The sequence below is a fragment of the Bacillus massilinigeriensis genome (assembly GCF_900111815.1).
Classification (GTDB): Bacteria; Bacillota; Bacilli; order Bacillales; family Cytobacillaceae; genus Mesobacillus_C; species Mesobacillus_C mediterraneensis.
In genome coordinates this window covers 1,898,462-1,913,707 of the sequence record NZ_LT630004.1, presented here as the reverse complement: position 1 = coordinate 1,913,707, position 15,246 = coordinate 1,898,462, and the positions used below count along the sequence as shown (strand labels likewise).

18 protein-coding genes are annotated in these 15,246 nt (G+C 42.5%); 13 read left to right on the top strand and 5 right to left on the bottom strand.

Going from position 1 to position 15,246, the window contains the following annotated elements; genetic code table 11:
• Window positions 1-87: 87 nt before the first annotated feature.
• Window positions 88-459 carry a rhodanese-like domain-containing protein gene (locus tag BQ5796_RS10025; RefSeq protein ID WP_200792911.1) on the bottom strand — a complete coding sequence of 124 codons (372 nt, stop codon included), beginning with the start codon at window positions 457-459 and terminating at the stop codon, window positions 88-90.
• A 201-nt stretch (window positions 460-660) separates the two neighbouring features.
• Between BQ5796_RS10025 and BQ5796_RS10020 the strand changes: the two genes are divergently transcribed.
• The 4 genes from BQ5796_RS10020 to BQ5796_RS10005 all read left to right on the top strand — a co-directional run bounded on the left by BQ5796_RS10020 (window position 661) and on the right by BQ5796_RS10005 (window position 6,627).
• Window positions 661-1,497, top strand: a complete 837-nt coding sequence (locus tag BQ5796_RS10020) for a lipoate--protein ligase family protein (RefSeq protein ID WP_071460104.1) — start codon at window positions 661-663, stop codon at window positions 1,495-1,497.
• 356 nt (window positions 1,498-1,853) lie between these two features.
• Window positions 1,854-4,412, top strand: a complete 2,559-nt coding sequence (locus tag BQ5796_RS10015; protein WP_071460103.1) for a vitamin B12-dependent ribonucleotide reductase — start codon at window positions 1,854-1,856, stop codon at window positions 4,410-4,412.
• A gap of 207 nt (window positions 4,413-4,619) precedes the next feature.
• Window positions 4,620-5,645 carry a spore photoproduct lyase gene (gene splB / locus BQ5796_RS10010; RefSeq protein ID WP_071460102.1) on the top strand — a complete coding sequence of 342 codons (1,026 nt, stop codon included), beginning with the start codon at window positions 4,620-4,622 and terminating at the stop codon, window positions 5,643-5,645.
• Between the two features lie 97 nt (window positions 5,646-5,742).
• Entirely contained in the window at window positions 5,743-6,627 is an 885-nt protein-coding gene (locus BQ5796_RS10005; RefSeq protein WP_071460101.1) for a patatin-like phospholipase family protein, read from the top strand.
• 19 nt (window positions 6,628-6,646) lie between these two features.
• Here the strand turns inward: BQ5796_RS10005 and BQ5796_RS10000 are convergent, their stop codons facing one another.
• Entirely contained in the window at window positions 6,647-7,015 is a 369-nt protein-coding gene (locus tag BQ5796_RS10000; RefSeq protein ID WP_071460100.1) for an SA1362 family protein, read from the bottom strand.
• Window positions 7,016-7,081: 66 nt separating this feature from the next.
• Window positions 7,082-8,026: a DUF1385 domain-containing protein gene (locus BQ5796_RS09995; protein WP_071460099.1), complete on the bottom strand. Its 945-nt coding sequence runs from the start codon at window positions 8,024-8,026 to the stop codon at window positions 7,082-7,084.
• A gap of 194 nt (window positions 8,027-8,220) precedes the next feature.
• Here BQ5796_RS09995 and BQ5796_RS09990 point away from each other — a divergent pair, with 194 nt between their 5' ends.
• From BQ5796_RS09990 to efp, 4 genes are all read left to right on the top strand, one after another.
• Complete coding sequence (locus BQ5796_RS09990) at window positions 8,221-8,748, top strand: YqhR family membrane protein (protein ID WP_071461251.1); 528 nt, start codon at window positions 8,221-8,223, stop codon at window positions 8,746-8,748.
• 71 nt (window positions 8,749-8,819) lie between these two features.
• Window positions 8,820-9,269: a type II 3-dehydroquinate dehydratase gene (gene aroQ / locus BQ5796_RS09985; RefSeq protein ID WP_071460098.1), complete on the top strand. Its 450-nt coding sequence runs from the start codon at window positions 8,820-8,822 to the stop codon at window positions 9,267-9,269.
• Complete coding sequence (locus BQ5796_RS09980) at window positions 9,269-10,330, top strand: M24 family metallopeptidase (protein WP_071460097.1); 1,062 nt, start codon at window positions 9,269-9,271, stop codon at window positions 10,328-10,330. Before aroQ ends, BQ5796_RS09980 begins: the two co-directional genes overlap by 1 nt.
• A gap of 19 nt (window positions 10,331-10,349) precedes the next feature.
• Window positions 10,350-10,907, top strand: a complete 558-nt coding sequence (gene efp, locus BQ5796_RS09975) for an elongation factor P (RefSeq protein ID WP_071460096.1) — start codon at window positions 10,350-10,352, stop codon at window positions 10,905-10,907.
• Window positions 10,908-10,944: 37 nt separating this feature from the next.
• Here the strand turns inward: efp and BQ5796_RS09970 are convergent, their stop codons facing one another.
• Entirely contained in the window at window positions 10,945-11,583 is a 639-nt protein-coding gene (locus BQ5796_RS09970; protein WP_071460095.1) for an SIMPL domain-containing protein, read from the bottom strand.
• A 72-nt stretch (window positions 11,584-11,655) separates the two neighbouring features.
• A complete protein-coding gene (locus tag BQ5796_RS18140; protein ID WP_159430999.1) occupies window positions 11,656-11,811 on the bottom strand; it encodes a hypothetical protein in 156 nt (51 codons plus the stop codon).
• Between the two features lie 136 nt (window positions 11,812-11,947).
• On the opposite strand from BQ5796_RS18140, the gene spoIIIAA reads away from it, so the two are divergent.
• Genes spoIIIAA through spoIIIAE form a run of 5 tightly spaced genes read left to right on the top strand, consistent with a single transcriptional unit; the run spans window position 11,948 to window position 15,245 of the window.
• Window positions 11,948-12,877, top strand: a complete 930-nt coding sequence (gene spoIIIAA, locus BQ5796_RS09965) for a stage III sporulation protein AA (protein WP_071460094.1) — start codon at window positions 11,948-11,950, stop codon at window positions 12,875-12,877.
• Window positions 12,874-13,389 (top strand): stage III sporulation protein SpoIIIAB, encoded by a 516-nt coding sequence (gene spoIIIAB / locus BQ5796_RS09960; protein ID WP_071460093.1) that lies wholly within the window; start codon window positions 12,874-12,876, stop codon window positions 13,387-13,389. Before spoIIIAA ends, spoIIIAB begins: the two co-directional genes overlap by 4 nt.
• Before the next feature lie 18 nt (window positions 13,390-13,407).
• Window positions 13,408-13,614: a stage III sporulation protein AC gene (spoIIIAC, locus tag BQ5796_RS09955; protein WP_071460092.1), complete on the top strand. Its 207-nt coding sequence runs from the start codon at window positions 13,408-13,410 to the stop codon at window positions 13,612-13,614.
• A 21-nt stretch (window positions 13,615-13,635) separates the two neighbouring features.
• Window positions 13,636-14,016: a stage III sporulation protein AD gene (gene spoIIIAD, locus BQ5796_RS09950; protein ID WP_074033945.1), complete on the top strand. Its 381-nt coding sequence runs from the start codon at window positions 13,636-13,638 to the stop codon at window positions 14,014-14,016.
• A gap of 29 nt (window positions 14,017-14,045) precedes the next feature.
• Window positions 14,046-15,245: a stage III sporulation protein AE gene (spoIIIAE, locus tag BQ5796_RS09945; RefSeq protein ID WP_428839295.1), complete on the top strand. Its 1,200-nt coding sequence runs from the start codon at window positions 14,046-14,048 to the stop codon at window positions 15,243-15,245.
• Window position 15,246: the final 1 nt, after the last annotated feature.

Genomic DNA, 15,246 nt, shown 5'->3' with positions numbered 1-15,246 from the left:
GATTAAAAAGAGGCTTCCAAAAGATCGGTACTTTTGGCATAGCCCCTTCTATAATCAGCAGATTAGTGTCTAGTACAAAAACCATGATTATTTTGCTTTTACTTTTCCGGCCCATTTCTTAAAGCCGCCCTGAAGCTGGTAAAGGTCACGATATCCCTTCCTGTATAGCATTTGTGCTGCACGACCGCTTCTTGTGCTGCTTTGGCAATAGAGATACACTGGCTTGTCCGGGCGGATTTCTTTCGTCCGCATCTTTAACTGGGACATCGGAATATTTCTTGCCCCAAGAATATGGCCTGCATTAAATTCATTAGGTTCACGGACATCGATTAATTGGGCTTTCCGGTAACCTGCTTTGAATTCTTCTTCGGTCAGGGTCTTAACAATCCGACGCTGGTAGAAAAAAATGAAGATGGAATAGACAAGAAATGCACCGGATAAAATCAGTAAAAAGTAAATTGTATCCAAAATTATTTCTCCTTTCAAACTAACTAAAGACAACTACTATTATATAAGTGATTGGGCTCGAGGGCAAAGGGAAATAGAATGGAGAATGAATTTTGTAATTATATCCTTTTAGACAAGCTGCTTTGCTTTTAAAACTAGTTTTGGTAGACTAATTATCGCGAGTAGGTAATAAACGATAAGTGGGGTTGCGAGATGGAGAAAGAAACATGGGGTTATATAGACTCAGGAGACGGTTCGCCGTCTTTCAACATGGCGCTAGATGAAGCATTGCTTGATTGGCACAGCAGAGGGGAAATTCCGCCAGTTATTCGTTTTTACGGGTGGTCGCCCGCTACATTATCAATAGGATATTTCCAAAAATACGAAAAAGAAATCGATATGGATGCGGTTAACGAGCATGGATTGGGATTCGTCCGCAGGCCAACTGGAGGCAGAGGGGTACTTCATGAGCATGAATTAACGTACAGCGTCATTGTGACAGAAGACCATCATATGATGCCAAATACAGTAACAGAAGCTTATAGAGTTATTTCCGAGGGGATATTACGGGGATTTCAGAACCTTGGTCTTGAAGCGTATTTTGCAGTGCCAAGGACGGATGAAGAAAAAAGCGCCCTAAAGAATCCTCGGTCTTCCGTCTGTTTCGATGCTCCAAGCTGGTACGAGCTCGTGGTCGAAGGCAGGAAGGTTGCAGGGAGCGCTCAAACTAGGCAAAAAGGTATTATACTTCAGCATGGATCCATCCTGCTCGACCTTGATGAAGATAAGCTTTTCAGCCTGTTTAAATATCCGAATGAACGGGTGAAAGAACGGATGCAAAAAGCGTTTAAGTCAAAGGCCGTGGCTATAAATGAAATTAGCAGCAGAAGGATTACATTGGAAGAAGCAAAAAACGCATTTAAATCGGGGTTTGAAGAAGGCTTGAATATCAATCTAAAAGCGTATGAATTATCTCCATCGCAATTAAGTTATGTAAAGGAATTGGCTGAAAATAAATACGAGTCTGAAAATTGGAATTTTCGCAGATAAGAAACGAAAAATCTTTCTTCGTTGTCTTTTGCCATATTTTTCAACAGGTTGACCCGATTCGGAAAATTGCAAGGTGCGAAATTTGTTAAATTATCGTAATTAATTGGGCTTTATGCTCTTTCTCTCATTTATTCTCTTATTTTTAATGTATTGCATGTTTGACAAAATTACTATCACTTGACCAAATATCAATATATAGTGTCGAAAAAAATATTTAATACACTATATATTGATTTTTTTCGGTTTGATATGATAACGTAAGGGTAATTCAAATACATCCGGGCATACATCTTGGTAGCTTTCATCCTAGCATACTATGACGGCAATGTATGAATTTTCACTAAGGAGTTGTAATCATGTCTGTTGAGCTTGGCAAAAAAATGATCATTAATGTTGATAACTTAAATAGGGATATCAGGTTATTCCCGCAGGTGCATCCTGTTACCCTTGATATGAAAATGACCCACAAAGGTGTTTCAAGGCTAGTAATGCTAGATCGGTATGCATTCAAAGATACAGAAAAGGTTACCCTCGCAAAAGGGGATTTTGTTGTGCTCACTATCAAGGAGGATCCAAAGTTCCCTGCAAGAGGCCTAGGATTCATTCTCGATATCGACTGGGAAAAGAAAAGCGCCACCGTCTTGGTAGAAGAGGAATTCCGAGGTGTACTGGATGATCCTGAGGAAGCAAAATCAGGCATCATTCGCAAGCCGCTTGATGTAATTGAAAAGCCCCTTGAAGTCTTTTACGAACAAATTGCAAAAAGGAATGCAACAGGATTAGCCTCTGTTGAAAAAACTGAAGAGAAGCGACAAGAATGGTTCGAGAAATTTTATCAGGAGCTTGCTGGGCTTAACTTTATCCCTGCTGGCAGGGTTTTATATGGTGCAGGGGCAAATACAGATGTTACATATTTCAATTGCTACGTCATGCCTTTTGTCCAGGATTCAAGGGAAGGAATTTCTGAACACCGCAAACAGGTCATGGAAATTATGAGCCGCGGGGGTGGAGTTGGTACGAACGGTTCTACTCTTCGTCCGAGGAATACACTTGCAAAAGGAGTCAACGGTAAATCCTCTGGTTCCGTTTCTTGGCTTGATGATATCGCAAAGCTCACGCACCTTGTAGAGCAGGGGGGGTCAAGAAGAGGAGCACAGATGATTATGCTCGCCGACTGGCATCCGGATATTATCGAGTTCATCATTTCGAAAATGCAAAATCCGCGCATCCTCAGATTCCTTATTGAGAATACAGAAGATGAAACGATCAAGAAACATGCTAAGGATAAATTGAAATTCACACCGTTTACATTGCAGGAGGAAGCAATGTATCAGGGAATTGTTAATTATAAAAACATCCCTGGTTATGGCGGCTTCAGTGCGGATATTATTAAATCTGCCGAGGAAAAGCTTGCAATTGGTGGGAACTATACTGTCCATAATCCTGAATTCCTTACAGGGGCAAATATTTCTGTTTGTCTCACAAAGGATTTCATGGAAGCAGTTGAGCAAAACAGTGAATACGAATTGCGTTTCCCTGATGTGGAAAGCTATGACGCTGAAACAATGCAGAAGTACAATGAAGAGTGGCATAAAGTAGGCGATGTTCGCGAGTGGGAAAAACTAGGTTATAAAGTCCGAACGTATAGGAAAATCAAGGCAAAGGAACTTTGGAACCTGATTAATATTTGCGCAACCTATTCTGCAGAACCTGGTATTTTCTTTATCGATAATGCAAATGACATGACAAATGCACAGGCATACGGTCAAAAAGTTGTTGCGACCAATCCTTGTGGTGAACAGCCTCTCGCACCATACAGCGTATGTAATCTTGCTGCTGTCAACCTGGCAGAGATGGCTGACAGGGAAACAAAATCGGTAAACTTCGATAAATTGAAGAGGACAGTCGAAGTCGGTGTTCGGATGCAGGATAATGTCATCGATGCAACTCCATACTTCCTTAAAGACAACAAGCACCAAGCTCTTGGAGAGAGACGTGTTGGTTTGGGTGTTATGGGTCTGCATGATCTTTTGATTTACTGCGAAACGGAATATGGCTCTGAAAAGGGCAATGAATTAGTGGACAAGGTATTTGAAACGATTGCAACAACCGCATACCGCGCATCTATTGAACTGGCGAAAGAGAAAGGCAGCTTCCCATTCCTTGTCGGAGAAAGCGTGGAGGAGACAAACCGATTACGCAATGCTTTCATCGAAACTGGATTCATGCAGAAAATGCCGGAAGATATTAGGGAATCCGTTTTAGAGCATGGAATCAGGAACTCTCATTTGCTTACGGTTGCACCGACAGGATCCACAGGAACGATGGTTGGCGTATCAACTGGCCTGGAACCTTATTTTTCATTCTCTTATTTCAGGAGCGGACGCCTCGGTAAGTTTATCGAAGTAAAGGCAGATATCGTTCAAGAATACCTCGATAAGCATCCAGAAGCTGATTCTGAGAACTTGCCTCACTGGTTTGTAACTGCAATGGAGCTGAAACCAGAAGCACATGCTGATGTACAATGTGTAATTCAGCGATGGATTGACAGCTCTATCAGTAAAACGGTGAATGCACCAAAAGGTTACAGTGTAGAGCAAGTGGAAAAAGTTTACGAGCGTCTATATAAAGGCGGAGCAAAAGGGGGAACTGTCTATGTAGATGGTTCTAGAGATACCCAAGTGCTGACATTGAAAGCAGAGGAAAATTCCTTTGAAGAAAGCACTACTAAAACAGAAAAAGCAAAGCAGCACGTAGTCCTTGTTGATACAATCAGCGAACTTCGGTCTACGAATGTAACGATAGGCTCTGAAGTCGGAAACACTTGCCCTGTGTGCCGTAAAGGTACTGTGAAAGAGATCGGCGGCTGCAACACTTGCACGAACTGCAATGCCCAGCTTAAATGCGGCTTATAAGAGAAGTAAAGCAAAATGCTTTAATAAAGGAGTTCGGAATGATATTTTCCGAACTCCTTTATTTGTTTGTTTTTTTGGTATTATTCTTCAATCCTGCCTAGAGCTGTCTCCCTATATTTTGTTGTGCTGCTTTTCTGTTACCGCCAACATGAAACTTTGCTTCCTGACCATACTAAGGGTAAGAGATTATAGGGAGATGAGAGAAAAATGAAGCCTTTCGTACCGCAACTTGTATATATTGAACCGCAGGCACTTCAGTATGAGCTTGGTCAAGAACTGAAAGATAAGTTCGAAAAGATGGGGGTGGAGATCAGAGAGACGACGTCACATAACCAGGTAAGAGGTATACCTGGAGATACAGAACTTCAGCAGTATCGGACAGCAAAATCTACACTAGTAGTCGGGGTAAGGCGCACCCTTAAATTTGATTCCTCCAAACCATCAGCAGAGTACGCTATCCCGCTGGCAACAGGTTGCATGGGCCATTGCCACTATTGTTATTTGCAGACTACCCTAGGAAGTAAACCTTACATCAGAACGTATGTAAACCTTGATGAGATTTTCGCTCAGGCCAGCAAATATATGGAAGAAAGACTACCTGAAATCACACGGTTTGAAGCGGCTTGTACCTCGGACATTGTTGGAATCGATCACCTTACGCATTCACTGAAGAAAGCCATTGAGTTCATTGGAGAAACAGAATACGGTCGGCTGAGATTCGTAACTAAATATCACCATGTCGATCACTTGTTGGATGCAGCACATAACGGAAAAACGCATTTCCGGTTCAGTGTGAATAGCAGATATGTGATAAAGAACTTTGAACCGGGAACTTCTTCGTTCGAGGAGAGGCTGGAAGCAGCGAGAAAGGTTGCTGCTGCAGGCTACCCATTAGGATTTATTGTTGCACCGATATACAGGCATGATGGATGGAAAGAAGGCTATGAAGAATTGTTTCAGCGGTTGAGTGACTCTTTGAAAGGTGTCGATACAGCTGGACTTACGTTTGAATTAATTCAGCATCGCTTTACTAAACCGGCCAAAAAAGTGATTATGAAAAGATATCCGAAGACTAAGCTGGAAATGGATGAAGAAAAAAGAAAATATAAGTGGGGTAGGTATGGAATTGGAAAGTATGTTTATCCAAGCTCGGAAGCAGAGGAATTGGAGCGCGTAATTCGCGGCTATATTAAAGAAAGCTTCCCTCGCGCGGAAGTCCAATATTTCACTTAACCGTTAAAAAGTGCATCATTATGCCTGGACACCGTACTATTTTTTAGATACCTCGCTTAAAGATGTAACATGACGTTTCTGATGGGAGTGAACGTTCATGTATATAGACGGGGTGTTTTCAGGTGGAGGAATCAAAGGCTACGCGCTTATAGGAGCTTGTGAAGCGATTGAGAAACAAGGTTTTCGCTTTAAGCGTATGGCAGGTACAAGTGCAGGGTCCATGATTGCAGCAATGCTTGCAGCAGGATATACAGCAAGGGAAGCTGGAAAGCTTGTGGATGAAATGGATTTAAAACGATTTATGGATTTGCGAAATAACCTTTTTCCTTTGCCTTTCGCAAAGTGGCTGTTGCTTTATTGGAGGCTCGGTCTTTATAAAGGAGCGGAGCTGGAACGGTGGATACAGGAAAAACTTGCAGCAAAAGGGCTTAGAACATTTGGTGATCTTCATCCAGAAACATTGAGGGTAGTAGCATCTGATTTGACGAACGGCAGGTTGATGATTATCCCGGATGACCTCCCGAAATATGGATTGGATCCTAGGAGATTTTCAGTAGCAAAAGCAATCCGGATGAGCTGTAGTCTTCCCTTTTTTTTCGAACCAGTAAAAATAAAGGATCCAATCGGAAATAATATAATTGTCGATGGGGGAGTGTTAAGTAATTTTCCAATGTGGCTTTTCGATAAGGAAAATGTGAAAAAAGTTCGTCCTGTTATCGGCATTAGACTGAGTCATAACCTTCAGGAGCATCCGCGGCATAAAATCAGCAATGCGGTCCATATGTTTGAAGCCTTATTTGAAACAATGAAGGATGCACATGATTCAAGGTACATTTCACGGCGGCATGAAAAGAATATTATTTTTGTTCCTGTCGAAGGAGTTTCATTCACCGATTTTGGGATGTCAGATGAGAAAAAAGAACAACTGAAACAGCTTGGACGAAACTGTGCTCAGCAGTTCCTGCGGAAGTGGTGTTATTGAACATTAATAAAAAATCGGGCTAGAAAGAGGCCCGATTTTTTTTCTTTCCTTTTTTTCCTTCTATTACTGTCAAATGTGGCGAATCCTTCTTTTTTCTAGCTGCAGAGAGCGAACCGACAGAAGTTCGCTTCGGTGAAGGGGAATGATTTTTCGCTTGGAAACGTTTCTTCGACTGCTTTGCCGCTTTATGGAAAGAACGCTGCTCTTGCTTCATAGGGTTAGCTTTGGAAAAGCGATTGATAATAAGAAAAACGATTGCAGCAACCAACATGACCCCCCCGACTGTCTGCAGAAGAGCAAAGGGATTTTCAAAGAGGCTCTGCGCCACTCCAATCACCGCAAGAATAATCAGGCCAAACACGACATAAAAAGAAGTTCGATTGTACAAGAAAGCCACCTCCCTATGAGCATCATGAGCAATTTTTCACGCTTTTAAACTAAATAAGTTCTTACATTATACAATTTCTTCAGATTCTTCTGCTATTCCTGCTTCTTTTTCCTTTTTTAAAAGCATGTGAAATGAAGATATGGCAACTTCTACTTGTTTGTCATCAGGATCTTTTGTCGTAAGGAGCTGGAGCCATAAGCCTGGTAATCCTAAATATTTCAATCCTGGGATAGCTCGCACTTTGTTCGTCAACTGCAAGACTTCAAAGGAAATTCCAAGGACGACTGGAATCAATGCGATTCTCGTTAACACTCTGACCAGGAGAGGGTCGGTTGGTACAAGAAAGTAAAGGAACATTCCGACAATTACCGTGAAGAGTATAAAGCTGCTTCCACAACGGTAGTGGAGTCTCGACTCCGCCTGTACATTCGCAACAGTTAATTCTTTTCCGTTCTCATATGCATTAATTACTTTATGCTCTGCCCCGTGATATTGAAACACTCTTTTTACAATTGGTGTTAGCGAAACAAAGTAAATATAAGCCAGTAGAAGGAAAAGCTTAAAAAGGCTCTCTAACATGATTTGAGCAGTGTGTCCAGGGAAGATAGGCTTAGTTAATGCTGCAAGGAAAACAGGAATAAGCGTGAAAAGAAATTTTCCTAGCAGGAAGGAGATTACGCCGATCGTTGCAACACCTAGAATCATCGAAAGCTTTGAACCCTTTTCCTCGTTCTCTTCCACTTTCTCAGAAGGATCGAGGTCATATCTCTCTGAAGAAAAATTCAAGTGCTTTGATCCATTTGCACTGGCCTCGATTATGGCGACGATGCCACGAATGAAAGGAATCTTTTTCAGTGCTGCAAGAGAGGGGTTTACCTTCCTCGGCAATTCGAAATATTCAATGGTATCGTCTTTTCTTCTTACAGCGGTAACAGTAAGGTTTTTTCCGCCAAACATGACGCCTTCGACAACTGCCTGGCCGCCATATACCGGGTTTTGTTTTTTGGACATGTATACACCAGCCTATTTATGGTCTGCAAGGGATTTAATTAAAAAATCTAACCCTTATCTACATCTTACTAAAAAAACGGAAAAACCTCTATAACAACATTGTGTAAATGCAAAGGCATGGAAATAAAGCGACTATATCCATGCCAAAGTGGAAAACCTTATATACAAAAGATGATAAAGACGGAGGTATGCAAATGGATCAGGAAAAGAGAAAGCTAGAGCAAGAACAGCATGAAAAGCCGATGTCGATGGTCGCAATGGTAGCTGTCACAGGATTGTTTGGAGGATTACTATGGAGCTCGCTTGCGCAGTTTGCCCATTATTTAAATTTCACGGATGTAAGGGTGAATGTGCTTCTTGAACCGTGGGCATTCGGAGCCTGGAAGAAAGGTTGGATTGGGACGGTGTTTTCTATTATTGCTTTAGGAATTATATCGATCGGTGTGGCTTTTGTTTATTACTGGACAATGAGGAAAGTAAAAAGCATGTGGGGAGGCGCCATTTTTGGTTTGTTATTATTCCTGCTGGTTTTTTATGTACTCAATCCTGTTTTCCCAGGGATCAAGCCGATTTCTGATTTATCAAGGAACACGCTTGTTACATCCGTTTGTTTTTACTTGCTCTATGGTGTGTTTGTTGGTTATTCTATCTCGTTCGAGGAAAATGAATTGCAATACAGAGAAAAAAATAATACAGCTGCTGCTCCACAAGAAACAGAATAGGCTGTTGCTGCAGAAAAAGGTTATGGTAGAATGTTCTTATTGAACATTCTTTTTTTAGCAGGTGAGAAAAAATGAGGAAAATTATGCTTTTAAATGGCCCTAATTTGAACCTGCTTGGAAAAAGGGAACCTGGTATTTATGGCGCCGGCACGCTCGAAATGCTGGAGAAAAGTTTGGAGAAAAGAGCTTTAGAGTATGGACTTGGTTTGGAGTGCTTTCAATCCAATCATGAAGGTGAATTGATCGATAAACTGCATAGCACAATGGATGCAAAAATATCTGGAGTGGTGTTCAACCCTGGAGCATTCACGCATTATAGTTATGCTATAAGAGATGCAGTAGCAGGAATTAATTGTCCTGTTATTGAGGTTCATATTTCGAATATTCACGCACGAGAGTCTTTTCGACATACATCCGTCATTGCGCCTGTTGCCGCCGGCCAGATTTCCGGCCTTGGGTTCAAAGGATACGAGCTAGCGATTGATGCACTGAGAGAAATAATAAAGGAGAGGGAAAGCTGATGGGGAAACTGGAACGTTTAAGGAGTCGCTTTCAAGAACTGGATGTCGATGCAATATTGATTGCCAGCGATTATAATCGCAGGTATATGACAGGCTTCACTGGCTCTGCAGGTGCAGTATTAATAACAGGGGAAAAAGCGCTGTTCATCACCGATTTCAGATATACTGAACAGGCTGCGAAGCAATGCGAAGGATATGAGATTGTAAAGCAAGCAAGCATGCTTCTTGAAGAAGTAGGCATTCAATGTGGGAAGCTAGGAGTTGGAAGGCTCGGTTTTGAAGAAGACCATACAACTTTCGCTTCCTATCGTGAGCTTGGAAAAGCAACGGATGCTGAGCTTGTTCCTGTTTCAAACGAAATTGAGAAGTTGCGCTTGATAAAGACTGATGCAGAGATTAAGATATTAAAGGAAGCGGCAGAGATTGCCGATCATGCTTTTGAGCATATCATTGAGTTCATTCGTCCCGGAGTGACAGAGCTGGACGTTTCCAATGAACTGGAGTTCTTTATGAGAAAGCAAGGAGCAGTTTCTTCTTCCTTTGATATCATTGTGGCATCTGGTTACCGTTCTGCCCTGCCCCATGGCGTGGCTAGCAATAAGGTAATTGAAACCGGCGACTTGGTGACAATGGATTACGGTGCATATTATAATGGGTACATATCTGATATCACTCGTACGGTTGCTGTTGGAGAGCCGTCAGCAAAACTCCGTGAAATCTATGAGGTTGTTCGCGAAGCGCAGCTCCGCGGATTACAGGGACTTAAACCGGGTATGACAGGCAGAGAAGCGGATGCGCTGACAAGGGATTATATTAGCAGCAAGGGATACGGTGAATACTTTGGGCATTCCACAGGACACGGAATAGGGCTTGAAGTACATGAAGGGCCGAGTCTGTCTATGAAATCAGATTCGGTTCTCGAGCCTGGAATGGCTGTCACCGTCGAGCCTGGTATTTATATCCCTAATGTAGGTGGTGTCAGGATAGAAGATGATACTATCATCACAAAGGATGGCAATGAAAAGCTGACTCACTCTACAAAAGAACTCATCATTCTTTAACCTATATAGGAGGACTATCATGATTTCTGTTAACGATTTCCGTACAGGATTAACAATCGAAGTAGATGGAGGCATTTGGCGTGTAATGGACTTCCAGCACGTCAAGCCAGGAAAAGGAGCCGCATTTGTCCGTTCCAAACTTCGTAATCTTAGAAATGGTGCTATACAAGAAAAAACTTTCCGTGCTGGTGAAAAAGTAGCAAAAGCTCAAATTGATAACCGCAGAATGCAATACCTTTATGCAAGTGGCGACCAGCATGTATTTATGGATAATGAAAGCTACGAGCAAATTGAATTGCCTGCAAGTGCAATTGAATACGAATTGAAGTTTCTAAAGGAAAACATGGAGGTTTCCATCATGATGTTCCATGGTGAAACACTTGGTGTCGAACTTCCAAATACAGTAGAGCTTGAAGTGACGGAAACAGAACCTGGAATTAAAGGTGATACAGCTTCCGGAGGTACAAAGCCTGCGACACTTGAAACTGGCCTGATCGTACAGGTTCCATTCTTCGTGAATCAAGGCGACAGACTCATTATTAATACGACGGAATCTTCCTATGTTTCCCGTGCTTAATGGAAATTGCCCCGCTGCAACAGCAGCGGGGCTTTCTTCATTTTAGTATTTCATAATGTACTGTGACAGCTGCTCGCACGGAAATGACTCCTGGCTCAAGCTGCGTCCCCTCTGAAAATGCCTTGACCATTGGAGTGATAGGAGAGGGCGGTGAGGAAATCTCATTGATTTCGACTGGAACAGCGGAAAGATGTACTCCAGCTGCATCAGCAAGCTTTCTTGCTTTATTCCAGGCATTTTGGATGGAAGATTGTAGTGCCTTTTCATAATACTGCTTTTCCTGAGATAGGGAGAACTCAACGCCGTACACTTCGTTGGCGCCGTTCTTCGTACTTTCATCGATTATAACCCCTGCTTTGCTAATATCCTTCAATTTAACTTTTAGCAGATGGGTTACCCTATATCCGCGGAAAACTTGTTTTCCCTCATCATATTGATATAGCGCTTCAATTTTGTAGCTGATCGTTTGAATATCTTCCTTTTTTACTCCGTTTTCCATCAACGCTCTAGTCACATTTGCAATTATGGTTGCATTTTCTCCTTGGGCAGGTGCCAGCTCTCTGTTTTCTGATCGGACGCCAATAACCGTAGATGCTGTGTCCGGTGGAATCTGTATTGTCGCTTCGCCTTGGACTGTAAGTTTTCCAGGGAGAGACAAGTCGCTTTTTGTGTTCATACCACTATCACCCCGCAGCCTTTACCACTATCCTATGGCAAGTTTCTCCCAGCCATTCCGCCCTTATCGCCTTTATTCCCTCCCTGTTGTTCCAGGAGATTTATCCGTATTTTCCCTTGTATTGTATTTATCAGATTCCGGTTTGCTCTTATTTCCGTGTGCATCCCCAATGTATTTGCCTCGTTGTTTCTGTGCTTCGAAAAAATTCTTTCGATTCTCGTTAACCATCTTGTTCCCTCCTTTCCAGTACATTATTTTCAAAAAAACAGCAATCTATCCTGTTGAGGTTCGACGTGCATGTCATAAAGTCTTCGTGCAGGCATACATTTTAATATGTGATGCGCTTGTCCCGGGAGGAATGATTATGGAGAAACTGTTCTCTTTTTTGCCTAAAGCAGTTTCGGATCAATTGAGGCACCTGTCTCATGCTGAATTAATGCGGGCAGAAGAAATCCGGATTCGAATTAATCGCCCTATTGAAATCAATGTTGGCGGAAAAGCATTATTCTTGTCTTATATTGCAACATTGGAAGATGGAGTTCAGCTTTTGAACAAGCTAAGTAATTTTTCCATGTACACGCTCGAGGAAGAATTGAAGAGGGGCTATATTACGATTGCAGGTGGGCATCGTGTTGGATTAGCAGGAAAAGTAATTTTAGATGGCGGGAAGGTAAAATCCATCAGAGATGTGGGTTCTTTTAATATCAGGATTGCAAAAGAGAAAATTGGGACTGCGGATGTGTTTGCACCCTTCCTCTATGGTGCGGGATGGAAGCACACGATGATTATCGGTCCCCCTCAGACTGGGAAGACGACTCTTTTGCGGGATATTGCTCGCCTTATATCAAAGGGCTGCAGCAAGAGGAGTATTCCAGCATGCAAAGCGGGTATTATTGATGAACGTTCGGAAATCGCTGGGTGTCTAAATGGTATTCCGCAGTTTACCTTTGGTCCCCGCATCGATGTGCTCGATTCTTGTCCAAAGGCTGAAGGAATGATGATGATGATTCGATCTATGAGTCCTGATGTGATTGTGGTTGATGAGGCGGGAAGTGTAGAGGACGCGGCTGCGATACTCGAGGCTGCGAATGCAGGGATTACTCTACTGATGACAGTTCACGGTAAATCACTGCTAGATATCCGCAGGAGACCTGTCATGAAGGAGATCATCGAGGAGGGAATATTTGAGCGTTACATTGAGCTTTCGCGAGAGGCTGAGCAAGGAAACACAGCATGTATTAAAGACAACTTAGGGAAAGTGATCAAATCAAAGATAAAGGTGAGGATCGCATGATTAAGTTAATTGGTGCGGCTCTAATCATAACAGCAACAACTTGGACGGGCCTCGAAGCTGCAAGAAAGTTTAATGAACGGCCTAGACAGCTGCGGCAGCTGAAATCAGCACTTCAATCACTTGAGGCGGAAATAATGTACGGGCACACGCCGTTGCATGAAGCAGCAAGAAGGCTTTCCACACAGTTGCAGGCGCCATTATCCCGCTTGTTTTCCTCCTTCTCGAAAAGACTATTGGAAGAAGAGACGACAGTGAGCTCAGCTTGGAACGCAAGCCTTGACGAAATTTGGCGGGAAACAGCCCTCCGGAACGGGGAATTAGAAATCCTTAAGCAGTTTGGAGAGACGTTGGGCCGGCATGACAAGCAATCACAGCAAAAGCAAATCCAGCTTGCCATCACCCACCTTCAAAGAGAAGAAGGAGACGCTTTCGAAAAACAGTCTAAGTATGAAAAAATGGTCAAAAGCCTCGGATTCCTGTCAGGCTTACTGATTATCATCCTACTGATGTAATTATAGGGGGATTAATAGATGGGTTTGGATGTAGATATCATATTTAAAATTGCTGGTGTAGGGATAGTTGTCGCATTTTTGCATACCATCCTCGATCAGATGGGGAAAAAGGAATATGCACAATGGGTAACGCTATTTGGCTTTATCTATATTCTTTTTATGGTTGCTTCCATAGTGGACGATCTATTTGAAAAAATTAAATCGGTTTTTCTGTTTCAAGGTTAGGAGGGACAAGCGATTGAAATCATTCAAATAGCAGGCACAGCACTCGTCGCAACCTTCCTTGGACTGGTCCTGAAAGAACAGAAACCGAACTTTGCAATCCTTCTCGTCGTGTTTAGCGGGTGTGCCATTTTTCTTTTTTTAGTGGACAAGGTTTGGATGATCATTTCCATGGTGAAAAATCTGGCTGCTGATGCCCAAGTTAATCTTATCTATATCGAGACTATTTTAAAGATCATTGGCATCGCGTATATTGCTGAGTTTGCATCACAAATAACAAAAGATGCAGGTCAGGGAGCGCTAGCTTCGAAAATTGAGCTTGGGGGCAAAGTGTTGATTCTCGCGATGGCCGTACCAATTTTAACGGTATTAATTGAAACCATTATTAATTTAATTCCCGGATAAGTTTTGGATGAAAGAAAGGGGGTGAAGTATTGAAAGTCTTCCACAAATTACTGACTCTTATGTTTGGCCTCCTGTTCTACATTTTCGCTTTTTCTGGAGTGCAGGCTGCGGGAGAGGAAGGAGGAGACAAACCTAAGAGTGTGAGAACGATTGCGGACAAGCAGCTCGAGGAATTACAACTGGATGAGTTAACGGAATATTGGGAGAATATCTTGGATGAATACGGTGGTTTTCTTCCAGAGAGTCAGAAGGGTAGCCTCTATGACTTTATAAAAGGAGAGAAGGAGTTTTCCCTGAAAGAGTGGTTCATCGGCATTCTAAAGTATGGATTCCACGAGTTCACAGCTAATGGAAAACTTCTTGGTACCCTTGTTCTTCTGACAGTCTTCAGCATGTTTCTTCAGACCCTCCACAACTCCTTTGAAAATAGTGCAGTAAGTAAAGTGGCGTATTCTATCGTTTTCATGGTGTTAATTATCATCGCGCTAAACAGCTTTCATATAGTTATTGATTATACCAATCAGACTATTGAAAGCATGATCAGTTTTATCCTTGCCATTGTTCCTTTGCTTCTTGCACTAATTGCTTCGTCGGGTGGAGTCATCTCCGCTGCTTTTTTTCATCCCATCATCCTTTTCCTGATGAATACAAGCGGGTTGTTTGTTCAGTATATTGTTCTCCCACTTTTGCTCCTCTCAGCTCTTCTGGGAATTGTCAGCATTTTGACAGAGCATTACAAAGTAACACAGCTTGCTGGTTTGTTTAGAAACTGGAGCGTTGGTTTGCTCGGACTATTCCTCACCGTTTTTCTCGGTGTCATATCCGTACAGGGAGCAGCTTCAGCCGTGACGGATGGAGTGACAGTCAAAACAGCAAAGTTTGTCACGGGAAATTTCATCCCGGTTATCGGCCGGACATTTACGGATGCGGCTGAAACAGTCATCAGTGCTTCGGTCCTTTTAAAAAATACTGTAGGCATAGCGGGAGTAGCAATCCTTCTTTTGTTAGCAGCGTTTCCGGCGGTTAAGATTCTGCTGATCGCTTTTATATATAAACTTGCTGCAGCTGTACTGCAGCCTCTAGGAGGAGGGCCGGTAATTGCTTTCCTTGATGTCATAAGCAAGAGCATCATTTATGTTTTTGTTGCACTTGCAATCGTATCCTTGATGTTTTTCCTAACAATAACGGTCATTGTCTCGGCAGGCAATCTTTCCATGATGGTCAGATAGA